At 67.9% G+C, this 25175-nt stretch carries 23 protein-coding genes; 6 read left to right on the forward strand and 17 right to left on the reverse strand.

What is annotated here, in order from left to right:
• Positions 1-11: 11 nt before the first annotated feature.
• From GVV77_RS10670 to hisN, 6 genes are all read right to left on the reverse strand, one after another.
• Complete coding sequence (locus GVV77_RS10670) at positions 12-749, reverse strand: metal-dependent transcriptional regulator (RefSeq protein ID WP_159618144.1); 738 nt, start codon at positions 747-749, stop codon at positions 12-14.
• Entirely contained in the window at positions 750-1661 is a 912-nt protein-coding gene (locus GVV77_RS10675) for a metal ABC transporter permease (protein WP_159618146.1), read from the reverse strand.
• Between the two features lies 1 nt (position 1662).
• Entirely contained in the window at positions 1663-2415 is a 753-nt protein-coding gene (locus GVV77_RS10680) for a metal ABC transporter ATP-binding protein (RefSeq protein ID WP_159618148.1), read from the reverse strand.
• Positions 2412-3311, reverse strand: a complete 900-nt coding sequence (locus tag GVV77_RS10685; RefSeq protein ID WP_159618150.1) for a metal ABC transporter solute-binding protein, Zn/Mn family — start codon at positions 3309-3311, stop codon at positions 2412-2414. Before GVV77_RS10685 ends, GVV77_RS10680 begins: the two co-directional genes overlap by 4 nt.
• A 32-nt stretch (positions 3312-3343) precedes the next feature.
• Positions 3344-4093 carry a class I SAM-dependent methyltransferase gene (locus tag GVV77_RS10690; RefSeq protein WP_159618152.1) on the reverse strand — a complete coding sequence of 250 codons (750 nt, stop codon included), beginning with the start codon at positions 4091-4093 and terminating at the stop codon, positions 3344-3346.
• A gap of 65 nt (positions 4094-4158) precedes the next feature.
• Positions 4159-4968, reverse strand: coding sequence for a histidinol-phosphatase (hisN, locus tag GVV77_RS10695; RefSeq protein ID WP_159618154.1), 810 nt, complete (start codon positions 4966-4968; stop codon positions 4159-4161).
• A 347-nt stretch (positions 4969-5315) separates the two neighbouring features.
• On the opposite strand from hisN, the gene GVV77_RS10700 reads away from it, so the two are divergent.
• The 3 genes from GVV77_RS10700 to fmdA are packed head-to-tail and all read left to right on the forward strand — an operon-like array spanning position 5316 to position 7569.
• Positions 5316-5951, forward strand: a complete 636-nt coding sequence (locus tag GVV77_RS10700) for an AmiS/UreI family transporter (protein WP_159618156.1) — start codon at positions 5316-5318, stop codon at positions 5949-5951.
• A gap of 30 nt (positions 5952-5981) precedes the next feature.
• Complete coding sequence (locus GVV77_RS10705) at positions 5982-6272, forward strand: FmdB family zinc ribbon protein (RefSeq protein ID WP_159618158.1); 291 nt, start codon at positions 5982-5984, stop codon at positions 6270-6272.
• A 40-nt stretch (positions 6273-6312) separates the two neighbouring features.
• Positions 6313-7569: a formamidase gene (gene fmdA, locus GVV77_RS10710; protein ID WP_159618160.1), complete on the forward strand. Its 1257-nt coding sequence runs from the start codon at positions 6313-6315 to the stop codon at positions 7567-7569.
• 161 nt (positions 7570-7730) lie between these two features.
• Here fmdA and GVV77_RS10715 read toward each other — a convergent pair whose 3' ends face one another.
• The 4 genes from GVV77_RS10715 to GVV77_RS10730 form a co-directional block, all read right to left on the reverse strand.
• A complete protein-coding gene (locus tag GVV77_RS10715) occupies positions 7731-7934 on the reverse strand; it encodes a cold-shock protein (protein ID WP_026532371.1) in 204 nt (67 codons plus the stop codon).
• A 156-nt stretch (positions 7935-8090) separates the two neighbouring features.
• The gene (gene rsgA / locus GVV77_RS10720) at positions 8091-9224 is read right to left on the reverse strand and encodes a ribosome small subunit-dependent GTPase A (RefSeq protein WP_159618161.1); all 1134 of its coding nucleotides are present in this window, start codon (positions 9222-9224) and stop codon (positions 8091-8093) included.
• On the reverse strand, positions 9217-10566 hold the full coding sequence (gene aroA, locus GVV77_RS10725; RefSeq protein ID WP_159618162.1) for a 3-phosphoshikimate 1-carboxyvinyltransferase: 1350 nt from the start codon (positions 10564-10566) through the stop codon (positions 9217-9219). The genes rsgA and aroA overlap by 8 nt, the downstream gene beginning before the upstream one ends.
• Positions 10567-10571: 5 nt before the next feature.
• Complete coding sequence (locus tag GVV77_RS10730) at positions 10572-11120, reverse strand: DoxX family membrane protein (protein ID WP_159618163.1); 549 nt, start codon at positions 11118-11120, stop codon at positions 10572-10574.
• A 298-nt stretch (positions 11121-11418) separates the two neighbouring features.
• Here GVV77_RS10730 and GVV77_RS10735 point away from each other — a divergent pair, with 298 nt between their 5' ends.
• Entirely contained in the window at positions 11419-12162 is a 744-nt protein-coding gene (locus GVV77_RS10735; protein WP_159618220.1) for a sigma-70 family RNA polymerase sigma factor, read from the forward strand.
• Positions 12159-12419 (forward strand): mycothiol system anti-sigma-R factor, encoded by a 261-nt coding sequence (rsrA, locus tag GVV77_RS10740; protein ID WP_159618164.1) that lies wholly within the window; start codon positions 12159-12161, stop codon positions 12417-12419. Before GVV77_RS10735 ends, rsrA begins: the two co-directional genes overlap by 4 nt.
• 67 nt (positions 12420-12486) lie before the next feature.
• Here the strand turns inward: rsrA and GVV77_RS18570 are convergent, their stop codons facing one another.
• Entirely contained in the window at positions 12487-12561 is a 75-nt protein-coding gene (locus GVV77_RS18570) for a 50S ribosomal protein bL37 (RefSeq protein ID WP_369299106.1), read from the reverse strand.
• A gap of 146 nt (positions 12562-12707) precedes the next feature.
• On the opposite strand from GVV77_RS18570, the gene GVV77_RS10745 reads away from it, so the two are divergent.
• Positions 12708-13673 (forward strand): zinc-binding dehydrogenase, encoded by a 966-nt coding sequence (locus GVV77_RS10745; protein WP_159618165.1) that lies wholly within the window; start codon positions 12708-12710, stop codon positions 13671-13673.
• Between the two features lie 102 nt (positions 13674-13775).
• Here GVV77_RS10745 and GVV77_RS10750 read toward each other — a convergent pair whose 3' ends face one another.
• The 6 genes from GVV77_RS10750 to GVV77_RS10775 form a co-directional block, all read right to left on the reverse strand.
• Complete coding sequence (locus GVV77_RS10750; RefSeq protein WP_159618166.1) at positions 13776-15563, reverse strand: dipeptide ABC transporter ATP-binding protein; 1788 nt, start codon at positions 15561-15563, stop codon at positions 13776-13778.
• Entirely contained in the window at positions 15560-16594 is a 1035-nt protein-coding gene (locus GVV77_RS10755) for an ABC transporter permease (RefSeq protein ID WP_246199759.1), read from the reverse strand. The genes GVV77_RS10750 and GVV77_RS10755 overlap by 4 nt, the downstream gene beginning before the upstream one ends.
• Positions 16595-16604: 10 nt before the next feature.
• Positions 16605-18137, reverse strand: coding sequence for an ABC transporter permease (locus tag GVV77_RS10760; RefSeq protein WP_159618167.1), 1533 nt, complete (start codon positions 18135-18137; stop codon positions 16605-16607).
• Between the two features lie 103 nt (positions 18138-18240).
• Complete coding sequence (locus GVV77_RS10765) at positions 18241-20019, reverse strand: ABC transporter family substrate-binding protein (RefSeq protein ID WP_159618168.1); 1779 nt, start codon at positions 20017-20019, stop codon at positions 18241-18243.
• Between the two features lie 289 nt (positions 20020-20308).
• The gene (locus GVV77_RS10770) at positions 20309-20905 is read right to left on the reverse strand and encodes a GDSL-type esterase/lipase family protein (protein WP_120165161.1); all 597 of its coding nucleotides are present in this window, start codon (positions 20903-20905) and stop codon (positions 20309-20311) included.
• 125 nt (positions 20906-21030) lie between these two features.
• A complete protein-coding gene (locus GVV77_RS10775) occupies positions 21031-24855 on the reverse strand; it encodes a multifunctional oxoglutarate decarboxylase/oxoglutarate dehydrogenase thiamine pyrophosphate-binding subunit/dihydrolipoyllysine-residue succinyltransferase subunit (RefSeq protein ID WP_159618170.1) in 3825 nt (1274 codons plus the stop codon).
• Positions 24856-25175 lie beyond the last annotated feature (320 nt).

Here is a 25175-nt window from a genome sequence, read left to right on the forward strand (position 1 = left end):
AACCGGACCGGTCAGCCGGCGGCGGCCGGCATGACGCAGCCGGGGTGGGGCTCCAGGGTCTCGACCCACAGGGCCTGCGCCAGCGCGTCGCTGACCTCCACCGCGGCCGGCCCCGCCGCGGTGTCGAACACGACGGCCAGGGCCCCGCCGAACGGCCGGTGGCCGGTGACCGTCAGCGGAACGTCAAGGCCCACGGACCTGCCGCTGAGGTAGCGCAGCACCTCCGGGTCGTCGTCGCTCACCCGGGCCAGGCGGGCGCGGTGCCCGTCGTCGAGCGTGGCGATGGGAAAGGCCGCCGGAAGGCGGATGTGCCCATCGGCTGTGGGAATCGGATCGCCGTGCGGGTCGCGGTGCGGCTGCCCGAGCTTGGCATCGAGGCGTTCGATGAAGGCGTCCGAGACGGTGTGTTCAAGCACCTCCGCCTCGTCGTGCACCTCGTCCCAGCGGTAGCCGAGCTCCTGCACGAGGAAGGTTTCAAGGAGCCGGTGGCGGCGCACCATGGCCAGGGCGAGCCGGCGTCCCTCGGGGGTGAGCCGGATGGGGCCGTATCTCTCCCGCTCCGCCAGGCCCAAATCCACGAGCTTGCCGACCATCTCGGTCACCGAGGAGGCCGCGATGGACAGCCGCCCGGCCAGTTGTGACGCCGTGATGGGCTTGTCCTGCCACTCGGTGAAGGCGTAGACGGTCTTGACGTAATCTTGGACGCTCGCCGAACCGATGCTCAGGGCCGGAATGTTCCTCGGCCCCATTCAGGACACCGCCCCGGCCGGTGCGTCTCCCACGTGTGCCTCGGCGGAGGGGGAATGCCGGCGGCTGCGGCGCACGCGCAGGCGCTGCCAGAGCACGCCGTTGGGCCGGGCCACCAGGTAGACCACGGTGAAGACGAGGGACTGGGCGAGGACGACGGCGGCGCCGGTGGAGATATCGAGGTAGTAGCTGGCGTAGATTCCGGCGAGGGAGGCGGCCACCGTAATGCCGACGGCCAGTACCAGCATGCGGTCGAAGCTGCGGGTGAGCAGGAACGCCGTGGCGCCGGGGGTGATGAGCATGGCGACCACGAGGATGATGCCCACCGCCTGCAGGCCCACCACCACGCTGAGCGCGAGCAGGCCCAGCAGCAGCGCCGAGAGGAACTTCGTGTTCAGCCCGATCACGTGCGCGTGGGTGCGGTCAAAGGCCAGCAGGGTCAGGTCGCGGCGCTTGAACAGCACCACCGCGAGGGTCACGGCGCCGAGGATGAGCACCTGCCACAGTTCGCCGTCGGTCACCCCGAGCACATTGCCGAACAGGATATGAAGCAGGTCGATCTGCGAGGGGGTGCTGGAGACGATGGCCAGCCCCGCGGCGAACAAGGCTGTGAACACCACGCCGATCACCGTGTCGGGTTTGAGCTTCGTGGTGGAGCGCACCACCCCGATCAGCGCGACGGCGCCGGCTCCGAAGATGAACGCACCGATGGAGAACGGAATCCCGACGATGTAGGCCAGGGCCACCCCGGGCAGGACGGCGTGCGAGACGGCATCACCCATCAGCGACCAGCCCATCAGGATCAGCCAGCAGGAAAGGACGGCGGACACCACGGCTGCCGCGACGGTCACAATCAGGGCCCGGGTCAGGAACCCGTACTGCAGGGGCTCGGTGAGCCAGTTCAGAAGGTCCATCTCAGGGCTCCCGGATTTCGAGGGCGCCGCCGAAGGCAAGCGCGAGGTTGCTGGGGGTGAGCACGTCCGAGGGCCGGCCCCGGGCGAGGACCCGGTTGTGCAGCAGGACGGCCGAGTCGCACAGCTGGGATACCCCGGCGAGGTCGTGGGTCGACATCAGCACCGACCGGCCCTCGTCGCGCAGTTCCTTGAGGAGCGCGGTCAGGGTTGCCTCGCTGGAGCGGTCAACCCCGGCGAAGGGTTCATCGAGCAGCAGCAGCTTCGCGTCCTGGGCGATGCTGCGGGCAACGAACGCCCGCTTGCGCTGCCCGCCGGAGAGTTCGCCGATCTGCCGGCGGCGGAGCCCGGCCAGACCCACCCGCTCCAGGGCGGCGTCCACGGCGGCCCGGTCGGCGGCCGAGGCGCGCCGGGAAGGGCCCATGAGCCCGTAGCGCCCCATGGCGACGACGTCGGCGACGGAGACCGGGAAGTCCCAGTCGACGTCCTCGGCCTGGGGCACGTAGGCGACGAGCCCGCGCTGGCGGGCCTCCCGGCTGGTGCGCCCGAACAGTTCAACGGTGCCCGCGGCCGGCACGAGCAGGCCCATGAGGGCCTTGAAGAGCGTCGACTTGCCCGACCCGTTGACCCCGACAAGGCCGCAGATGCTGCCCGTTTCCACGCTCACGCCCACCCCATCGAGGGCGCGCACGTCGTTGTAGCTCACGGTGAGGTTGGTGGCCCGCAGGGCCGGCGGGGCGGCGGAGAGGGTGCTCATCCGGAAAGTCCTTCGGTGATCAGGGAGATGTCGTAGCGCAGCAGGTCAAGGAAGGTCGGAACCGGGCCGTCCGGGCCGGAGAGGGAATCGACATACAGGGGCCCTTCGAGCCTCACGCCGGTGGCGGCGGCGACCTGCTCCTGGGCGGAGGGGTTCACCGTCGATTCGCAGAAGACCGCGGGGACATCGTGGCGGGAGACGAAGTCGATGACCGCGCGGATCTGGCGGGGCGTACCCTCGGCGTCGGCGTTCACCGGCCAGATGAACGCCTCCTTGAGCCCGGCGTCGCGCGCCAGGTAGGAGAAGGCGCCCTCGCAGGTCACCAGCGCCGCGCCCTCGGTGCTGCTGGCGCCGGCCCGCAGGGTCTCCAGCAGGGCCTGCAGTTCGGCCTTGAGGGCCGCCCCGTTGGCCTCGAAGGCCGCCGCGTGCTCCGGGCTGAGGTCCGAGAGCGCCCGGACCGTGTTGTCGACGTAGGTTTGGGCAGCGAGCGGGGACATCCAAGCGTGCGGATTGGCAAGGCCGCGGTAGTCGCCGGAGCGGATGTCCACGGGTTCGACGCCGTCGGAGAGCACCACGTGGGGGGCGTCGACTGAAAGCAGGAAACGCTCGAACCAGCGCTCGAGGCCGAGCCCGTTGTCGAGGATGAGGTCGGCATCCTGGGCGCGGATGAGGTCCGACGGCGTCGGCTCGTAGCCGTGGATCTCGGCGCCGACCTTGGTGACCGACTCCACCCGGACGTGCCCGCCGCCCACCTCGTCGACGAGGTCGGCGAGCACGGTGAAGGTGGTGAGGACGACGGGGCGGTCGTCCGAGACGGCGGCGGGCGCCGGCGCTCCCGCGCAGCCGGTGAGTGCGAGGCCCGTACACAGCAGGAGGCCCGCAAGGAATTTCGGCATACCTAAATATAGGGCTTCGGTTGCCCGTAACGCTATGGGGAGGCGGTGTGGGCCCTGGCCCGCCAGGCGTAGGTGAAGTACGGCAGGGAGATCACCGCGTCCGGTGGAAACGCCAGGTAGTCGTGGAGGTACCACCGCAGGTTGGCCTCGAGCCGGGCCCGGGTGGCCTCCGAGGCGCGCTGGTAGTAGCTGCGGGATTTCGCCAGGTCGACCACCCCGGCGGCGTCCAGCTCCTGGGTCCAGCGCACCCTCATCGGTTCGGGCCGGGTGAAGAGCGGCCCGAAGTCGGGCCGGTACCCGGGGGAGTAGACGTCACCGGCGTGCATGATGCGCGAGAGCCGGTGGACCCACGGCAGGCCGACGTCGAGCTGGTTCCAGAGGACCCCGAGCGTGCCGCCCGGCACGAGGACGCGGGCCGCCTCCGCCGTGGCGGCCGCAGGGTCGACCCAGTGCCAGGCCTGGGCGAGGGTGACAAGGTCCACGGAGGCGCCGGGCAGGCAGGTGGTCTCGGCGGTTCCGGTGAGCACGGCCGCACCGGGCAGGCGGGAGGCGAGCACGGAGAGCATGTCCGCGGAGGGGTCGAGGGCGGTCACCGTAAGCCCGTGGTCGAGCAGCATGCGGGTGAAGATCCCGGTGCCGGCACCGAGGTCGGCGGCGGACTCGGCACCCGGCGGCACCACCCATTCCACGACCTGCTCGGGGTACGACGGACGGACGCGGTCGTAGCGGCCGGCGCCGGTGAGGTAACCGGCGGCCAGCGAGCGCCGGCGGCCGGGGTCCATCCGGGGTCCGCTGCGCGCCGGTGCGGGCCTGCGCGGGCCGCCGGGAGCTCCCCGGTGTGCGCCCGTCAGAGCAGATCGTCCATCTGCGGGTTGAGCATCCGGAGCACGTCGCTGTGGAGCGTGCCGTTGGTGGCCAGCGCGTTGCCGCCGTAGGGGCCGTCGGTCCCGTCGAGGGAGGTGAACCGTCCGCCGGCCTCGGTCACGATCGGGACCAGCGCCGCCATGTCGTGAAGGTTGAGCTCGGGTTCGCACGCAATGTCGACGGCGCCCTCCGCCACCAGGCAGTACGACCAGAAATCCCCGTAGGCGCGGGTGCGCCAGACCCGCTCGGTGAGGTTGACGAACTCCGGCAGGGCAGAGCGTGCCTTCCACCCGGAGAGGCTTGAATAGGAGAGCGAGGCGTCCTCGAGGCGGGACACGTTCGAGACCCGCAGCCGGGTCGCGGCCGCCAGGGACTTGCCCATGAACGCGCCGGTGCCCTCGGCCGCCCACCACCGCTTGCCCAGCGCCGGGGCGCTCACCAGGCCGACCACCGGCCGGCCTTCGTCCACGAGGGCGATCAGGGTGGCCCAGACGGGCACGCCGCGCACGAAGTTCTTGGTTCCGTCGATCGGGTCGATGATCCAGCGCCGCGACCCCGACCCGGTGCTCCCGAACTCCTCGCCCAGCACGGCGTCGCGCGGGCGCACGCGCGAGAGTTGGCTGCGGATGGATTCCTCCGCCGCCCGGTCGGCGTCGGTGACCGGGGTGAGGTCGGGCTTGGTCTCTACGCGGAGGTCCTGCGCCCGGAACCGGGACATGGTCTGGTCATCGACCGAGTCCGCCATCACGTGGGCGAGGCGCAGGTCATCGTTGTAGCTCTGGACGAGGTTCATGCCTTCAACTTATCGCTTCCGGGGCCATTACCCGGAAAAGGCGCCGGGGCCCGACTATGCCCGTGGAACCGAGAATGATTGCAGCTTCCCAGCCGGGGAGGCGACCCGCGTTCTCCATTCCCCACTCGAGCGCACAGGACGACTGCATATTATATCCACCGGCTTTCCAGGAGTCCACGCCGGGCGCGGGCGGCCGGGCCGGTGTCGACACTCCTGGTGGGCAGGACTAGGCTCGCCGTCACAACGTAATTCTTCTGCTGTCGTCCGCTGTTTCCGGATCCCCACCGGGGCGACCAGGAACAGCCGCCTTATATCTCCCTCCACTCCTGGTATTGCGACGGAGCGCCATGAGCAGCGTTGGTTTGCTATACGTGGGCGCGGTTCTCTTCATCAACGGGCTAATGCTTATCGGGGTAGTCCCCGGTAAATCCGCGGCCATTCTCAATTTCTTTGTCGGGACGATGCAGGTTGTCTTCCCAACCATCATCCTCATTCAGGCCAATAACGACCTGCCCACGATCTTCGGGGCTGCCGGCCTGTATCTCTTCGGCTTCACCTACCTCTACGTTGGGATACTCCAGGTCACCGGAGTCAGCGGTGAGGGCCTTGGCTGGTTCTCGCTATTCGTTGCCGTCTGTGCTGTCGTGATCGGCGCCCTCCAGTTCACCCTCGTGGGGGACCCTGTCTTCGGTGTCATCTGGCTGACCTGGGCCGTTCTCTGGTTCCTGTTCTTCCTCCTGTTGGCACTGGGGCGGGACTCCCTGACCTATGCCACCGGCTGGTTCACGATCTTCGTCGCCCACATCACCGGGACGATTCCGGCGTTCTTCCTGCTGGTGGGCAGGTATGACACGAACGCGGGGCTTGCCCTGCTGGTGACGGTTGCGGCGGTGGCCGCCCTGGCGGCAGGACTCTTCCTCGGGCGGAAAGGCATCCCGCGCGGAAAGACGTCGGAGGAGGGGGCGGCTGTGTCGCCGGCCTGAGTGTCGATTGCCCAAAGAAAGGTCTGCCCTATGCCCATCTATGAGTATTCCTGTCCTCAGTGCGCAGCATTCGAAGTGATCCGTCCCATGGAAGCAGCAGCGGACGAACAGGTCTGCCCCACCTGCGGCCAGGAGGCGCGGCGAAAGATCAGCGCGCCCCACCTTTCCAGGGCGGGCACGGCGGCCTTTTCGCTGATCGATTCAACACACCGGAGTGCATCGGAACCTCAGGTGGTGACCGGGACGCTGCCATCGACGAATGCACGCAGGACCTCGCCCTATTCGTCCAATCCGCTACACCAGAAACTGCCGCGGCCCTAGTTGATGGGTGCGGCCAGATCCAGATATTGGAGGAGTTCAAATGCCTGACGTCATATTTCCGCTCGATTCGTCCAAGAAATTCGAAGACCAGGAGAAAGTCGGACATAACCGGTGGCATCCGGAAATTCCGCCGGTCGCCACGGTGAGGCGCGGAGATTCGTTCCGGGTCCACTGCCGTGAATGGTTCGACGGCGCCATCGTCAACGACGACTCCGCAGACGACATCCTCAACGCCCCGCTGCTCACCGTCCACAAGCTCAGCGGGCCCTTCGCCGTCGAAGGAGCGAGGCCGGGTGACCTCCTCGTCGTCGATATCCTCGACGTCGGACCAATTCCGCAGGAGGACTCGGGGCCTCTGGCCGGGCAGGGGTGGGGCTACACCGGTATTTTTGCGCGGAACAACGGCGGCGGGTTCCTGACGGACCAGTTCCCCGACGCCTACAAGGCGATCTGGGACTTCACCGGGCAGGTGGCAACCTCGAGGCATGTTCCGGAGGTGTCCTATGTAGGGCTCATCCACCCCGGCCTGATGGGTACGGCGCCCTCCGCCCAGCTGCTCGCGAAGTGGAACCAGCGCGAAGGCGACCTGATCGCCACCGACCCCAACCGCGTGCCGCCGCTCGCGCTGCCGCCCGAACCGCGGGAGGCGGTGCTGGGCAGCCTGGCGGCGTCGGAGTTCGACCGGGTGGCAGGGGAGGCCGCGCGCACGGCACCGCCCCGGGAGAACGGCGGCAATCAGGACATCAAGAACCTCTCGAAAGGCACCCGGATTTTCTACCCGGTGTTCGTCGACGGAGCGAACCTCTCACTGGGCGATCTTCACTTCTCCCAGGGTGACGGCGAGATCACCTTCTGCGGCGCGATCGAGATGGGCGGTTTCATCGACCTTCGAGTCGATGTGATCAAGGGAGGCATGGAAACCTACGGCGTGAGCGAGAACGCCATTTTCATGCCCGGCATCGTGGACCCCCGGTACAGCGAGTGGATCGCCTTCTCGGGCACGTCGGTGACCCTTGATGGCAAGCAGCACTACCTCGACTCGCACCTGTCCTATCAGCGCGCGTGCCTTCATGCCATCGACTACCTGACGAAGTTCGGCTACAGCCCCGAGCAGGCCTACCTGCTGCTGGGGTCGGCGCCGATCGAGGGCAGGCTGTCCGGCGTGGTGGACATCCCCAACTCGTGCTCGACGGTCTACATCCCGACGGCGATCTTCGACTTCGATGTGCGTCCCTCGGCGGCCGGCCCGCACAAGGTGAACGCCGGCATGGGCGCACCGCGGTCGAACAACACCTAGGAGGACCACCGGATGGCGGCGCCGCGGGAGGTCCAGAGCGGCCCCCGGCCTCCACCGGGGCCGTTAACGGCCAAGGGCCACCGGCGGCGGATGCCGCAGCGGTGACCCTTGGTTCGGCCGCTCAGCGCGGCCGGAGGTTGCATTCCCGGAGGAGGGAAACCTTAGAGAACGGTGATGTTCTCAGCCTGGGGGCCCTTGGGTCCCTGGGTGGTCTCGAAGTTGACCTTCTGGTTCTCTTCGAGTGAACGGAAGCCGTTCGAATTGATTGCGGAGAAGTGTGCGAACACGTCGGCGCCGCCGTCTTCGGGAGCGATGAAACCAAAGCCCTTTTCAGCGTTGAACCATTTCACTGTACCTGTAGCCATTTTTAGATCCTTACCTTGTGAGAGACGCCCCGAACTCCGGTGCGCTCGTCGTGGTGTTCGTTTTCGCTTATCAAAACAGCTTTCGAACTCCGAAAGGAGGATTCAAGGCCAGAAATTCAATGCGCAACACAACAACTGACTTCAGTCTAACAGGGTTTACTGGCTCCCCAGTTCCTTCGCCTCCTGCGCCGCCTGGCGGGAGTCCGAGGACCCGGCGCCGAGCAGGCGCCGGAGGGAGGCCAGGCGCACCGGCCCGGATTCGCCGGCGGCACCGCTGGCGACCCATCCGTCGAGGCCGCAGTTCACGGCGTTGGAGTCGTGGAGGCAGCCTCGTTCGCAGTCGGCGGTGCCCGGCTCAAGGTCGGGGAAGGCCTGGAGGATCCGGTCGGGGTCGACGTGGGCCAGGCCGAAGGACCGGATGCCGGGGGTGTCGATGATCCAGGTGCCGGGGGCGGACCCGGCGGCCTTGAGCGCAACGGCCGAGGATGAGGTGTGGCGGCCCCGTCCCGTGACGGCGTTGACGCCTCCGGTGGCGCGCGTGGAGCCGGTGAGGGCGTTGACCAGGGTGGACTTGCCGACCCCGGAGTGGCCAAGCAGCACGCTGACCTGTCCGTCGAGCTCCTCCCGCAGGGTGCTGATGGCCCCGCCCGAGAGGCGGGCCGAGGCGCCGTCGTCGGAGGTTGCCTCGATGCCGCCGGGGTCGGCGGCGGTCCTGCTGATCACCACCCGCAGGTCGAGGTGCTCGTAGTTGGCAAGCAGCGGCGCCGGGTCCACCAGATCCGCCTTCGTGACGCACAGCAGGGGGCGGATGCCGGCGTCGTAGGCGGCCACCAGCGCGCGGTCGATGAATCCGGTGCGCGGTTCCGGGTTGGCGGCGGCGACCACGATGACCAGCTGGTCGGCGTTGGCGACCACGACGCGCTCCACCGGGTCGGTGTCGTCGGCGCTGCGGCGCAGCACGGTGCGCCGCTCCTCAACGCGCACCAGGCGCGCCAGGGAGTCCGGGCCGCCGGAGAGGTCGCCGACGAGCGCCACCAGATCGCCGGCGACGACGGCGCTGCGGCGCAGCTCGCGGGCCCGCGCCGCCACGATGAGCCGCTCGTCGGGGGTGTCCTCATCGACGACGGCGGTGTAGCGGCCGCGGTCGACGGTGACGATCCTGCCGGTGACGGCGTCCTCGTAGGCCGGGCGGTTCTTGGTGCGGGGGCGGGAGCCCTTCTTGTTGGGGCGGATCCGCACGTCGGACTCGTCCCAGGCCCGGGAGCCCCTCCGGTTGCCGGCCTCAGTCACCCGGCGAGTCCCCGGTGCGCGCTGTGGCCACGAGCTGCGCCCACAGTTCTGGGAACTGCGGCAGCGTCTTGGCCGTGGTGGCGATGTTTTCAACGAGGACCCCGTCGACGGTGAGGCCGATCACCGCGCCGGCCGTGGCCATGCGGTGGTCGTCGTAGGTGGAGAACACGCCGCCGTGAAGCGGGGCGGGCCGGATGAGGAGGCCGTCCGCGGTTTCCTCGGCGTTCCCGCCCAGGGCGTTGATCTCACGCACCAGGGCCGCCAGCCGGTCCGTCTCGTGCCCCCGCAGGTGGGCGATGCCGCTCAGGGTCGACGGGGTCTCGGCCAGGGCGCACAGCGCGGCCACCGTCGGCGCCAGTTCGCTGGTGTCGGCGAAATCCCCGCCGGTGATGCGCGGGCCGCCGGTGACCGTCAGGGCGCCGCCTGCCAGTTCCACCGAGGCGCCCAGGCGCGGAAGGATCTGCCGCCACGCGTCGCCCACCTGGGTGGTCTCCGCCGGCCAGTTCGGGATGGTCACCCTGCCGCCGGTGACGACGGCGGCGGCGAGGAACGGCCCGGCGTTGGAGAGGTCCGGTTCGATGGCGATGTCGAAGGCGCGGATCGGGCCGGGGCTGACCCGCCAGGACGTCGGGACACTGTCATCGACCTCGACACCGACGCTTCGAAGCACCCTCACCGTCATCGCAATATGCTCCAGGCTGGGCAGCCGGCCGCCGGCGTGCTCGAGGTGAAGCCCGCGGGTGAACGCCGCCCCGGCCAGGAGCAGCGCTGAGACGAACTGCGAGGACGCGCCGGCGTCGATCGCCAGATGCCCGCCCTCGACGGCGCCGCGGCCGTCGACGGTGAAGGGAAGGGCGCCCGCGCCGTTGTCGTCGACCGGAACCCCCAGGCCGCGCAGGGCGCCGATCGTGGCACCCATGGGGCGTTGACGGGCGTGCGGATCGCCGTCGAACGCGGTGGCACCCTCCTGCAGGGCGGCCAGCACCGGCACGAAGCGCATCACCGTTCCGGCCAGCCCGCAGTCGATCCGCCGCTCCCGGCGCTCCCGGGGAAAGGGAACCACGTGGAGGTCCGGCCCGAACCGCCCGGTCCCCTCGATCGCGGTGACCGTAGCGCCGAGCGCGCGCAGGGCGTCGATCATCAGCGCCGAGTCGCGGGAGTGGAGCGGGTTGCGCAGCGTCGACGGTCCGTCGGCCAGGGCCGCCAGGACGAGGTACCGGTTGGTCAGGGACTTGGAGCCCGGAACCTCAACGACGGCGTCGACGGGCGCGCCGGGCCGGGGGGCCGGCCAGACGCCTGGAGATTGCTGAGGCACGGCGGTCCCGGCAGAAGGATGGGCCATGGAGGTTAGGAACCCACAACGTCGGCGGCGGTGCGGCGGACGGCGATATCGGCCTTCTTCAGCTGCTTGCGGGCGTCCTTGCTCAGGCCCACCGCGTTCTTCTTGGCACCCGAGGCGAAGTGCTCAGCGCGCCAGGCCAGCCCCGGGCGGCCGTTGGTGTCAACGGAGGCCAGCAGCGCCGCCCCGACGAGGGAAAGGTTGCGCAGCAGCTGGCCGCGGCGTTCCTTGCGGGCTGCCGGCGTCGAGGAGTCCGCCGACTTGAAATCGACAAGCGTGTTGGCCGCGGCGGAGACCGCGAGCAGCGTTCCGGCGACCCGGGAGAACCGTCCCAGACCGAGCAGGATGCCCGCGCCGAGCTGCACGCCGCCGAGGACCTGGGCGACCCGCTTGGCGTCACCGGTCACCGGGGCCAGGGAGGGGACGGCCTTGCCCAGCCGGGCCAGGACGGGTTCGAGCTGCTCGGCGCTTTTTCCTGCGCTCCGCAGCCGGTCCACCCCCGAGAAGGCGAAGCTGCTGGCGGTCAGTGGTCGGGCGATAACGCGGACAAGGGTCACAAGAGCCTCCTGGTTGCCGGCGCACCGGCGCCGGTGTTCATGATGATTCGGAACTTACGAAGCACGCTGGGTCTAGTTTTGCACTTTTGGACGTGGGAGGCGATCCGCCCGCCGCCGTACCGGCAGGTGGTGATCCCGCCGGAAATATGTGCTCTGCGGTGATCCCTCGCCGTGCCGGGGGAGCCGGTGGAATAAGGCCGGCCTCACCGGGGTTCCATCTGAGTAAGCGAAATCGACGGACGGGGGCACATTGGGTACACCGGCAAGTGTTTCGGAACAGCTCGCGCCCGACTTCCAGCTGAACGTTACGCTGGAGCAGCGGAGCCGCTCGGCGGCGCCCGGCAGCGGGCGCGTAGACTTTCCCCCAATGAATACAACAGCTCCGGCGGGCAGCAGCTCGACCGAAAATGACCAGTTGGACGTATCCACGGAATCGGACGCAGACCGCAAGGCCCGCTTCGAGCGGGACGCCATGCAGTACGTCGACCAGTTGTACTCGGCGGCCATGCGCATGGCCCGCAATCCCAGCGACGCCGAAGATCTGGTGCAGGAGGCCTACACCAAGGCGTTCTCGGCGTTCCACCAGTACAAGCCGGGAACGAACCTCAAGGCCTGGCTGTACCGGATCCTGACGAACACCTATATCAATCTCTACCGGAAGCGCCAGCGGGAGCCGCTGCAGTCGCATTCGGACACGATCGAGGACTGGCAGCTGGCCAAGGCAGCCGAACACACCTCCTCGGGTCTGCGGTCGGCCGAAGCCGAGGCGCTGGACCACCTGCCGGACTCGGACATTAAGAATGCGCTGCAGTCGATCCCCGAGGAATTCCGCCTCGCGGTGTACTTCTCGGACGTCGAGGGCTTTGCATACAAGGAAATCTCAGAAATCATGAATACGCCCATCGGGACGGTGATGTCCCGGTTGCACCGCGGGCGCAAGCTGCTGCGCGACCTCCTGTCGGAGTACGCGCTGGAGCGGGGGCTGGGCACCCCGGCCGCGGTGGAGGGTGTTAAGGGCACGAAACAGGAGAGTGCAAAATGAAGGATTGCGACGAATTGGGGGACTGCCCCGATGCGCGGATCGAGAAGCTGTACGACTACCTTGACGGCGAGCTCTCCCACAAGGACCTCGTGGAGATCAAGGCGCACCTCGACAGCTGCGCGGTGTGCGCCAAGGAGCACGACCTCGAGTGCGTCATCCGGGAGGTCGTGAAGCGCTCCTGCAGGGAGAAGGCACCGACCTCGCTGAAGGACAGCATCCTCGAGCGGATCGGCCAGCTGAAGACCGCCGGGCATTAGGCCCGGGCGCAGACAGAAAAAGACCCCCGTGCCGGAAGGCCGGGGGTCTTTTGCTGTGTTCCAACGATCAGGTGTTGGGACGCTTACCGTGGTTAGCGCCTCCGCGCTTACGGTCGCGGCGCTTGCGTGCTCGCTTGCTCATGGCTGGCCTCCTTAGATATGCCTACAGAACTGCATTCAAGTCTCCCACATCCAGCGGGTGCCTCCTAAACGCGCGGCGCCCCCGGGCGCCCGGCGTGCGGGCCCGCCCTAGGATGGGGGCACAGCACCTACCGAGGGAGATTTCCAATGCGCGCCGCCTACGTCGAAGCGACATCGAAGGACAACCCGCTCGGGGCCCTGCGGGTGGGGGAGTTCGAGCCGCCCGCGCCGCCGGACGGGTTCCGCCGGGTGAGGGTGGTGGCCTCCGCGCTGAACCGTCACGACCTGTTCTCCCTCCAGGGGGTGGGCCTGCCGGATGAGCGCCTCCCCATGGTCCTCGGGTGTGATGCGGCGGGGGTCGACGACGACGGGCGCAGCGTGATCGTGCACTCGGTGCTGTCCTCGCCGGGATGGGAGGGCGACGAGACCCTCGACCCGCAGCGCTCCCTGCTCTCCGAACGCTACCCGGGCACCATGGCGGACTACGTGTGGGTGCCCGAACGCAACCTGGTGCCCAAGCCCGAATGCCTTTCCTTCGAGGAGGCCGCCTGCCTTCCGACGGCGTGGCTGACCGCCTACCGGATGCTGTTCACCGTCTCGCCCGCGGCCCCCGGTTCGACGATCCTGATCCAGGGCTCGGGCGGCGGCGTCTCCACGGCCCTGATCAGCCTCGCGTCGGCCGCCGGCTTCCGTGTCTGGGTCACGGGCAGGAACGCCGGGAAGCTCGACCGTGCCCGCGCCCTGGGGGCCGCGGACACGTTTGAGGCCGGTGCCCGCCTGCCGGAGCGGGTCGACGTCGTGTTCGACTCCGTCGGCGAGGCGACCTGGTCCTCCTCGCTCAAGGCGCTGCGGCCCGGGGGAGCGGTGGTGACCTGCGGCGCCACCAGCGGGCCGGCGCCCTCGGCGGAGCTGAACCGGGTGTTCTTCCTCCAGCTGCGGGTCCTCGGCTCCACCATGGGCACCCGGGACGAGCTGCTCCGGCTGACCCGGTTCCTGGCGGCCACGGGCGTCCGTCCGCCGATCGACTCGGTGCTCGGCCTCGAGGATGCGGCGGACGGCTTCGCCCGGATGGCCGCCGGGGACGTGTTCGGCAAGATCGTCTTCCGGCACTAGCCCGGCCGGCCCTGGTGCGGCAGGCCCGGCATGCAGCGGGCCCGGCAGGCAGCAGGCCCCCGACGGAAGGTCGGGGGCCTGCTGTGTGCCTGGGCAGTACCTCTAGGACGCTGTCGTCCCTGCTGCGAGGATTGCGTTGCGCTGTTCGCGCCGCACGGCCTGCTCCGTGGGGTCCGGCACGGGTGCCGCGGCGAGGAGCCGTCGGGTGTACGGGTCGCGGGGATACTTCAGCACCTGCTCGGTGGTGCCCTGCTCCACCAGGCGGCCCTTGCTGAGCACCGCGATGTGGCTGGCGAGCAGCTCGACCACGGCAAGGTCGTGGCTGACGAACAGGCAGGCGAAGCCCCGCTCGCGCTGCAGCTCCTGCAGCAGCTTCAGCACCGCGGCCTGCACCGACACATCGAGGGCCGACGTCGGCTCGTCGGCGACGAGGAGGGACGGCCGGAGCGACAGGGCGCGGGCGATGCCCACCCGCTGGCGCTGGCCGCCGGAGAGTTCGTGCGGGTACCGGTTCCGGAAGGAGACCGGCAGCTGCACGTCCTCGAGCAGGCCCTGCACCCTCCGGTCGAGATCGGCCCGGGAGAGCTTCTCGTGCAGGTACAGCGGCTCGCCGATGCTGTCCCCGATGGAGAGACGCGGATTCAGCGAGGCGGCCGGGTCCTGGAAGACGATGGCGAACTTCTTCCGCAGCGGCAGGAGCTGCCGGGCCGAGAGCGAGGTGATGTCCGTCCCCGCGATCCGCACGCTACCCGAGCTGGTCCGGATCAGCCCGGTGACCGCCCGGGCGATCGTCGACTTGCCCGAACCCGACTCGCCGACCAGCCCCATGACCTCCCCGGGCAGGATGGTGAAGGACACGTCGTGAACCGCCTTGAAGGGCGGCTGCCGGAAGCGGCCCGGATACTCGATGTCCACGCCCGCCAGTTCCAGCGCCGGCACGGTGCCGGCGGCGGTGTGCTGCTGCCGGTGCGCCAGGGCGCGTTCGGCGTAGTCCTCGTGGATCCGGATGCTGCCGTCGACGACCTCGACGTCGGTGAGGACCCCTCCGACCTTCGAGCCCAGGTACGGCACGGCATCGAGCAGCTGGCGGGTGTAGGGCTCCTTAGGGGTGAGGAAGAGCTGCTGCGAGGGGGCGGACTCCACGATCCGGCCGCGTTCCATCACCACAATGTGATCGGCAAGGTCCGCCACCACCCCCATGTCGTGGGTGATCAGGAGGATGGCGCTGCGCAGGCGCTTGTTGAGCCGGCGCAGCAGTTCGAGGACCTCGGCCTGCACGGTGACGTCGAGCGCCGTCGTGGGTTCGTCGGCGACGAGCAGCATCGGGTCGTTGGCCAGGGCGATGGCGATCATCGCCCGCTGGCGCTGCCCGCCGGAGAACTGGTGCGGATAGGAGTCGTAGCGCCGCTCGGGCTCGGGGATCTCCACCATGCGCAGCAGTTCGATCGCCCGTTCCTTGGCCGCGGCGGGGGAGGCCTCGGTGTGCTGCTCGACCGCCTCGCGGATCTGCTCGCCCACGGTCAGCACCGGGTTGAGTGCCGTCATCGGTTCCTGGAAGATCATCGCGACGTCGTTGCCGCGGATCCGGCGCAGGGTCTTCTGCGGGGCGCCGATCAGCTCCTTGCCCATCAGTCGGGCGCTGCCCTTGGACCTGCCGTTGCGGGGCAGCAGCCCGAGCAGCGCCATCGAGGACATGCTCTTGCCGGAGCCGGACTCGCCCACGATGGCGAGGATCTCGCCGGGGTGGATGTCGTAGGAGACGTCCTCGGCGGCCATCACCCATTCATTGTCGACATTGAAGTCGACGCCGAGGCCGCGTACCGAGAGGATGGGGCCGTCGGCGGGGGACACGGCGTCGTCGGAGAGCGTCCCGGTGTGCTCAGCTGTCATTGCTTGATCCTTGTCTGCTTGGGATCGAAGGCGTCGCGCAGGCCGTCTCCGATGAAGTTCACGGCGAGGGCGATGCCGACGATGAAGGCGCCCGGCCAGAGGAACAGCCAGGGCCGTACTGTCAGGGCCGAGCGGTTGTCGTTGATCGCCTTACCCAGCGAGGTGTCGGGCGCGACGACGCCGAGCCCGAGGTAGCTCAGGGCCGTCTCGAGCAGGATCGCCCCGGAGATTGCGAGGGTCGCGAAGACGATGATCACCCCGACGGTGTTGGGGAGGATGTGCCGGAAGATGATCCGGGCGGAACTCGCGCCCACCGACTTCGCCGACTCGACGAATTCCTTCTCCCGCAGCGAGAGGAACTCACCGCGCACGATCCGGGCCAGGCCGGTCCAGGTGACCAGGCCGAGGAAGACGCCGAAGGGAAGGATGCCAAAGCGCGCGACGACGCCGGCCATCACCGCGGCGATGACCACCGTGGGGATGGTGATCACGACGTCGGTGATGCGCATCAGGACCGCCTCCGTCCAGCCCCGGAAATATCCGGCGATGGCCCCGACAGCGGTGCCGACGAGCGTGGCGACCAGGCCGACGGTCATGGCGATGATCAGGGAGGTCTGGATGCCGCGCATGGTCAGCGCGAAGTAGTCACGGCCCAGCACATCCTGCCCGAAGGGGTGCTCGCCGAGGCTGAACGGCCAGAGGGTCAGGGTCGGCCGGCCCTCGTTGAAGCGGGCGCCGAGCACGTCGTACTCTTTGTTCCACCAGCCCGGGATGCCGGCCACCCCGATGGAGCTGAAGGACAGCAGGACGATCAGGGCCAGCAGGCCCATGCCCGCGAGGGCGCCCTTGTGGCGGAAGAAGCGCTCGCGCACCAGGCGGCCCTGGCTCTTCGCCTCGGTGGTGCGGATGCGCTCGGTCTGCTGCCGGGTGGGCGCGCCGAGGGCGATGTCGGTGTCCTGGCTCGCGAGCGTCATTTCGGATAGCTCAACCTGCGGGCGGGAATCTGCCGGCTCGATGTCGGATCTGCTCATGATTCGGCTCCTAGCTCAGGGTGATGCGCGGGTCGAGGAAGGCGTAGGCGATGTCGGCGAGCATGTTGAACAGCACCGCCGCCGTTCCCACGACGAGGAAGAAGGCCATCACGGGGGCGGGATCGACGGTGTGGACGCCGTCCACGAACATCTTGCCCATGCCGTTCCAGCCGAAGACCGTCTCGGTGATCACGGCCCCGCCCAGCACGCCGGCGAAGTCGAACGCCATCAGCGTGGTGATCGGGATCATCGCGTTCCGGAAGGCGTGCTTCACCAGCACCGTCCGCTCGCTGAGCCCCTTGGCCCGCGCCGTCCGGATGTAGTCCTGGTTCATCACATCGAGCTGGCTCGCCCGCGTGTACCGCGTGTAGGTGGCGAAGGAGATCAGGGTGATGGCGATGGTGGGCAGGATCAGGTGCAGCGCGTAATCGAGGTTGGTCTGCCAGAAGCCTCCGGAGAGGTTCGGGGACTCGGAGCCGGTGGTGGGGATGGGCCGCCCGCCGGCCCGCGCCGAGAGTTCGGGGTAGGCCTGCAGCAACCGGTCGAGGAAGATCAGCAGTCCGATGCTGAAGGCGATCACCGCGGAGATCCGCGCCGCGCGCGCCCGGTAGGGGCCGCCGACGAACCCGCCGGCGGCGTAAGCCACCGCCACCGTCAGCCCGAGGAGCGCAAGGACGGTGAGCCAGTTGGGGTCGGCCAGCAGCGGGATGGAGAGGAGGTATCCGGCATAGCCCACCGCGGCGGCCGTCAGTGCGGCGTAGAGGATCCGGCGGCGCCGGAACCCGGCAAGCAGGGCGGTCCAGAGCAGGGCCACGGCCCCGGCCGAGATCAGCATGCCGACCGGCCCCAGGCCCGGAGTGACGAACCAGCCGGTCACCAGCAGCAGCCACAGGGCGACGGCGGTCGCCGCGGCGGCGATGCCGAAGACGGCGAGCCTGCGCTTCCTATCGCCACCGACGACGACGGCCCAGATGACGCCGGCGACCACCCCGACGAGCAGGATGGTCAGGTAGGGGAACTGCGGATTGGCAAGCCACGTATTGAGGTCGATCGCCAGGTACTGCTTGAGCAGGGTCGAAAGCCAGAACAGCGGCAGCGAAAACAGGACGAAGGAGATGAAAGTGATTGAGTAGTCGAACGTCGTGTACTGGCGGATCGCCGTGACGATGCCCACGACCACCCCGAGGACCAGGGCGATCACCGTGGCCACCAGGACGAGGCGGAAGGTCGAGCCGATGGCGCTTTCGAGTTGGGGGAGGACGGCGTTTCCGGCCCGATCGGAGCCGAGGGTGCAGTCGACGCCGCCCGGGACGAGGCAGTGGCCCAGGTCCTGGAGCCACAGGAAGTAGCGCATGAGCGGTGGCTGGTCGAGGTTCATCGCCTCGGTGCGAGCGGCGATCGTCGCCTTCTTCGACGAGCCCGAGGCTTCACCAAGGTCCCCGAGGGGATCGCCCGACGAGATGACGAGGAAGAACATGAGCGTCGTGGCCGCCGCCATGATGAAAAAGGAGATGAGTAAACGTTTGGCAATGAAAAACAACACTGGGGGGCTCCTAGGGACGGTCTGCAGATGAGCCGGGTGCTGTCAGAAGGGCGGGCAGACCCAAGGATCTGCCCGCCCTTCTGCACAGCCCCGCGTCAGCGGGTTACTTCTTCTTCGTCCACTCGTAGGCGTTCCAGGTCAGGCCCGTCTGCGTCGGGTTGGGCTCGACGCCCTCGACCTTGGAGTTCCAGGCGTTGATGCCCGGGTTGGCGTAGAGCACCACGTTGTACTGGGTTTCGGCAAGCCGCTGCTCCAGTTCGGTCTTCATCTCGACGACCTTTTCGGGGTCGGTGTTCGTGACGATTTCCTTCCAGATGCTGTCGACCTTCTCGTCCTTGTAGCCGCCGAAGTTCTGCTCGCCGTCGGAGACGTAGATCGACTCGGCGGAGGCCACGAGGCCGGATCCGGCCCAGCCGAAGAGCACCGCGTCCCAGGAGCCGGGCTGGGCGAGCATTGCGGCCCACTCCTCCTCGGGCTGGGGGATGATCTCAAAGCCGGCCTTGTCGCAGGAGGCCTTGATGAGGGCAACCATGTCGGCGCGCAGCTGGCTGGTGGACGCGTACATCAGGCTCACCTTGACCGGCTCGGTCTTGCCGGCGTCGGCGAGCAGGGCCTTGGCGCCCTCGATGTCGAGCTCGGCGTTCTCGGTGGCCGCGGGGGCGCCCTCAAGCACCGTGTCGTAGTCGGGCTGGGCCGGCTGGTACTCGCGCAGGTCCATCACCTTGCCCTCGGGCTCGATGGGCGTGACGAACTTCTCGACCATGTCCGCGCGCGGCATGCACTTCGCGAAGGCCTGGCGCACCTCGAGGTCCTCGAACACGTCGCCGGGCCGCTGGGCGAGGTCAACGTGGGAGAAGGTGAGGGTTTCACCGGTCTCGACGGTGACGGTCTCACCGATCTGCTCAAGCGCCGACTTGGTGTCGACCGTCGGGCTCGAGGGATCGATGACGTCGACGTCGCCGTTCTCCAGGGCCTGGACGGCTTCTTCGTCGACGACCGTCTTGTAGACGAGGGTCTCGGTCTTGGCTGCGCGCTCCTCGCCCCAGTACTCCTCGTTCTTGACCAGGGTCAGCGTGCCGTTGACCGCGTTGTCCAGCTTGTAGGGGCCGGAGGAGGGGATCAGTGCCTCGTCGGGGAGGCTGGGAAGGTCGGCTTCGTAGTTCCAGCCGGTGTTCCAGAACTCGGCGACGGGCTTGAGCGCCTCGATGTCGGTGCCCTTGATCGCTTCGATCAGTTCGGCGCCGTCACCCTCGGGGGACATTCCGCCCTGCTCCGCCGCGATGTGGGCCGGCATCATGGGTTCGGAGAGGAGCGATTCCCAGTCGGCGTAGGGCTCGGAGTAGACGAACTCGAACTCCTTGTCGCCGGCCTCGCCCTCGGGGAGCTCGACCTGGGCGAAGCCATTGGTCGAGGCGGCCTGGAACAGGTCGGTCTCGGCTCCCGTGTCGGGGTCCTTCTCGCCGCTCGGGTGCTTGCCGGAGGCGGCGGCCCACTGCAGGAGGACGTCGTCGAAGTCGATCGGCGTCCCGTCGGACCACACGGCATCCTCATTGATGGTGTACTTGACGGTCAGCGGGTCGTCGCTTGTCTTTTCGAAGGTGCCGAAATCCTCGTTGCGCTCCAGCTCGCCGTCGGCGTTGAAGGCGACAAACGTACTGTGGACAACGTTGTTCACATAGGTGTTGTAGACGCTGTTGGCGTTGGCGGTGTAGCTGTTGTAGGCGTCCGGGGTCTGGCTGATGGCCACATTGATGGTCGTGGCGAGGTCTTCCTCTGCAGCCTCGGAGGGCTGCTCCGCCGTCCCGCCGGCCGATCCGCAGGCGCTGAGCAGAAGCACCCCAATGGAAAGAGCCGCGAGAGTGGCTGTGCGCTTATTACGCATTCGTCATCCTTACTGTGCTAGAGGCGCACGGGACCGGTTGGTCAGTCCCGTTCAAGTGGATAGCTCCAGTGACAGCGATCACACTTCCGTCAGCATAACCAAGGTTTGTTGCCTCGGACACCCAGTAAATAAGTGATAACTGATTCGTTATCTTCCGGACACATGGAGAGATTTGGTTTCACATTTTCAACAGCGCTGTGCCACAGCCTTCACAACGCCGAAACAGCAGAAAACCACCCTTTCGCGGTGGAAAAGGGTGGTTTTCTGCTGTTTCGGCGGGGTGGGCCCGCTAGGAGGCCGGAATCTCAAGCCACTGGAACCAGCCCCGGTGGAGCACCAGCCAGGCCATCAGCCCATAGCCGGCCTGGCCGGGAGTTCCACCGTTCGCCGCGAGGTCATTGCGCCACTGCTCATGGGCCACCAGCGGGGTGAAGGTGTCGATGTAGACGTGCTTGCGGCGGGTGGTGACGTCGGCGAAGGCCGCCGAGAGTTCCCCCAGCCGGCGGTTGCGCTCGGGGTCGAGGCCCGGGGGAGGCCCGACGACGAGGACCTTGACGCTCATCTGGGCGGCACCGTCGAGAATGTTCGCGAGGTTAAGCCGGCTGCGGGCCGTGGAGAGGTCGAGATCGAGGTCCCGGTCGGAGAGGCCGATGACGAGGCGGTTCTCGAACCCGTCGTCGAACCGGCGCCCGGTCTCCTGCAGCCACCGGTTGGCCAAGGACTCGGTGCCTTCACGGGGAGCGGCCAGGGGATAGGCCTCGACCTGCACGCCGTCGGGAGCGGTGCGGGCCATGACGCGTCCTAGCCAGCCCAGCGCGCGCGGATCTCCAAGTCCTGCGAGAAGTTCGTCGCCCACTGCGGCTAGCCGGATTCTGCGTTGTTCCACTGGATCCCTCGGTTACTGATTGGTGTCGGTGCACGCACGGATTTGCGCCGTGCGGAACTGGAGTAATGCCTTAAATGCGTTGGGTGGGGCACAGGTCCCCACCCAACATCATACTGATCGGCCCGTTACTTTCTTCCGAATGCCTTGCGCACGAGGATTTCCTGCTCCACCGCGTGGTGCTTGGCGGAGCCCGTAGCGGTCGCAGCCGAGGCCGGCCGCGAGGCGAGCTCGATGCCGCCCTCGATGTGCTGGGGCAGGTTCAGTCCGATGAACGGCCACGGACCCTGGTTGGCCGGTTCGTCCTGCGCCCAGACGACGTCGGCGTTGGGGTAGGCCGCCAGCGCCTCCTTGATCTCATCGAGCGGCAGCGGGTAGAGCTGCTCGACGCGCACGATGGCGGTTTTCTTATCGTCGGCCTTTTGCCGGGCCGACAGCAGGTCGTAGTAGAGCCGGCCGGAGACCAGGATGACCCGCTCGACCTCGGCACCCGGAGTCTCAAGGGTGTCGGGGATGACGGGCTGGAAGCTGCCGGAGGTGAAGTCCTCGACCGAACTCGCTGCCGCCTTCAGGCGCAGCAGCTGCTTGGGCGTGAAGATGATCAGCGGCTTGCGCGGCCGGCGGTAGGCGTGCTGGCGCAGCAGGTGGAAGTGCGAGGCCGCGCTGCTCGGGTTGGCCACGAACATGTTCTCCTCGGCGCACATCTGGAGGAACCGTTCGATCCGTGCCGAGGAGTGGTCCGGGCCCTGTCCCTCGTAGCCGTGGGGCAGCATGAGCACGAGCGAGGAGCGCTGGCCCCACTTCTGCTCGGCGGAGCTGATGAACTCGTCGATGATCGTCTGCGCGCCGTTGACGAAGTCACCGAACTGCGCCTCCCAGATCACCAGCGCGTCCGGCCGCTCCACCGAGTAGCCGTATTCGAAGCCCATGGCGGCGTATTCCGAAAGCAGCGAATCGTAGATCCACAGCTTTGCCTGGTCTTCGCTGAGCCGCTCCAGCGGTAGCCACTCGGTGCCGTTGGCGCGGTCGTGGAACACCGCGTGGCGCTGCACGAAGGTGCCGCGGCGGGTGTCCTGCCCGGCGAGGCGGACGGGGACGCCCTCCATCAGCAGCGAACCGAGGGCGGCCATTTCGCCGAAGCCCCAGTCGATGCCGCCTTCGCGGGACATCTGCTCGCGGCGCTCCAGGAGCGCCTTGAGCTTGGGGTGGACGGTGAAGCCCTCCGGCACGTCCGTGTGGGCCTTGCCGATGGCGGCGAGGACCTCGGCCGAGATGGCGGTGGGCTTGGGCCCGGCCTCCTCGCCGTCGGTCTGCTGGGCGGAGGGGCGCTCGAGGTTGGAGACCGCTGCGGGATCCTCGGAGACCAGCGGCATCGGGGAGGTCTGGGCGGCGTGGGTCTCCGCGAACACCCGCTCGAGTCGCTCCTGGTAGTCGCGCAGCGCCTGCTCGGCCTCTTCCTCGGTGATGTCGCCGCGGCCGATGAGTGCCTCGGTGTAGAGCTTGCGGACCGAACGCTTGGCCTCGATCAGGTTGTACATCATCGGCTGGGTCATCGACGGGTCGTCGCCCTCGTTGTGTCCGCGGCGGCGGTAGCAGACCATGTCGATGACGACGTCCTTGTTGAACCGCTGGCGGAACTGGTAGGCGAGCTGCGCCACCCGCACCACGGCCTCGGGGTCGTCGCCGTTGACGTGGAAGATCGGCGCCTGGACCATCTTGGCGACGTCGGTGGAGTACACCGAGGACCGCGACGACGTCGGGGAGGTGGTGAAGCCGACCTGGTTGTTCACGATGACGTGGATGGTGCCGCCGGTGCGGTAGCCGCGCAGCTGCGAAAGGTTCAGCGTCTCCGCCACAACGCCCTGGCCGGCGAAGGCCGCGTCGCCGTGGATCAGAATCGGCAGCACGGGGAACGCCCCGCCCTGGTCGAGGCGGTCCTGCTTGGCCCGCACGATGCCCTCGAGCACCGGGTCGACCGCCTCAAGGTGCGAGGGGTTCGCCGCAAGATAGACCCGGGTGGTGTTGCCGGCGTCGGAGGTGAAGGTCCCCTCGGTGCCAAGGTGGTACTTCACGTCCCCGGAGCCCTGGACCGAACGCGGGTCCTGGGTTCCTTCGAACTCGCGGAACACCTGGGCGTAGGTCTTGCCGGCGATGTTCGTCAGCACGTTCAGCCGGCCGCGGTGGGCCATGCCGACGGCCACCTCGTCGAGCCCGTCGTCGGCGGCACCGGAGATGATGGCGTCCAGCAGTGGGATGAGGGATTCACCGCCCTCGAGCGAGAAGCGCTTCTGGCCGACGAACTTGGTCTGCAGGAAGGTCTCGAAGGCCTCGGCGGAGTTCAGCTTGTGCAGGATGCGCAGCTGTTCCTCGCGGCTCGGCTTGGAGTAGGGGTGTTCCAGCTCGTCCTGGAACCACTGGCGCTCTTCCGGGTCCTGGATGTGCATGTACTCGATGCCCGTGGTGCGGCAGTAGGCGTCGCGCAGCACTCCGAGCATGTCGCGGAACTTGAGCATCGGCTTGCCGCCGAAGCCGCCCGTCGGCCATTCGCGGTCGAGGTCCCACAGGGTCAGTCCGTGGGTGCGCACATCGAGGTCCGCGTGCTTGCGCTGGACGTATTCCAGCGGGTTGGTGTCGGCCATGAGGTGGCCGCGCACCCGGTAGGCGTGGATGAGCTGCTGGATCCGGGCGACCTTGTTGATCTCGTCCATTGGGTCGACCTGGATGTCGGCGCTCCAGCGCACCGGCTCGTACGGGATGCGCAGGGATTCGAAGATCTCGTCGTAGAAGCCCTGCTCGCCCAGCAGGAGCTGGTGGATGATGCGCAGGAACTCGCCGCTGCCGGCACCCTGGATGACCCGGTGGTCGTAGGTGGAGGTCAGCGTGATGGTCTTGGAGATCGCATGCTGGGCCAGCGTCTTCTCGCTGGCGCCCTGGAACGCGGCCGGGTACTCGAGCGCGCCGGCACCGATGATGCATGCCTGGCCCTTTGAGAGGCGGGGCACCGAGTGGACGGTGCCGATGCCGCCAGGGTTGGTGAGCGACACGGTGGTTCCGGCGTAGTCGTCGGCGCCGAGCTTGCCGCCGCGGGCCTTCTTCACGAGGTCTTCGTAGGCGCGCCAGAACTCCGAAAAGTTCATGTTCTCGGCCTTCTTGATGTTCGGCACGACAAGCAGCCGCGTGCCGTCGGGCTTGGGCATGTCGATCGCGAGGCCGAAGTTCACGTGCGCCGGCTGCACCGCCGAGGGCTTGCCGTCGATGATGTCGTAGTAGACGTTTTGGGAGGGGAACTGGGCCAGGGCGCGCACGATGGCGTAGCCGATGATGTGGGTGAACGACACCTTTCCGCCACGGGCGCGGGCGAGGTGGTTGTTAATTACGACGCGGTTGTCAATCAGAAGCTTCGCTGGGATGGTGCGCACGCTCGTGGCGGTGGGAACCGAGAGGCTCGCGTCCATGTTCGTCGCGATGGCTTTCGCCGGTCCACGCAGGACACTGACCGTGTCCTCGTCCATCTGGGTGTTTCGCGCTGTCTCCGGCAGCTGGGCCGGGATGGGCGGGCCGGCTGGCTTGGCGGGTTCGGGCTTCTTCTCCGCTGCGGGCTTCGGGGCCGGCTCCTTCGCCGGCTCCTTTGCCACGGGCGGCTTTCCCGACTCCTGTGTCGAGGCGGGCGATTCGCCCGAGGCCTTGGGTGCGGCGGCTTCGGTCTTCACGACCGGCGCTTCGCTGGTGGCAGGCGCCGCGGCTGCGGCGGGTGCCTTGGTTTCACCGGCAGCGGCGCCATTGCCCTGGCCGTTCTCTTTCGGCTGATTTTCCGCATCGAAGGAGTCGAAGAGATCCCACCACTTCGGGTCGACCGAGTTCCGGTCTTTCTGAAACTGTTCGTACAGTTCGTCAACAAGCCACTCATTTCCGCCGAACTCTTCAGGTAGACGGTGGCTGGTTTGTTCTGGCACTTGGTATACGCCTCTTCCGTAAGTAGCCCTGAGCGCGGGAAAGTCCGTCTGTGCGGACGTCCTGGACGGTGGTTAGACCTTCTTCCAGTCTAGTAACACGAACGAGGAACAGGCGAATCACTGACCGGCGGTCGAATCGGTGGCGTCCGCACGGGCGACTAAACTCGGTAGGTACTCGATTGCGGGAGAAATAATGCGATTCATCAATGATCCGTCCACCGACCTGACCTATGCTGATGTGTTTTTGGTGCCCTCGGCCTCGGAGGTGGTTTCGCGTTTTGACGTGGATCTCTCCGCCGCTGATGGGACCGGTTCGACGA

This window comes from Arthrobacter zhaoguopingii (genome assembly GCF_009828605.1).
Taxonomy (GTDB): domain Bacteria; phylum Actinomycetota; class Actinomycetes; order Actinomycetales; family Micrococcaceae; genus Arthrobacter_D; species Arthrobacter_D zhaoguopingii.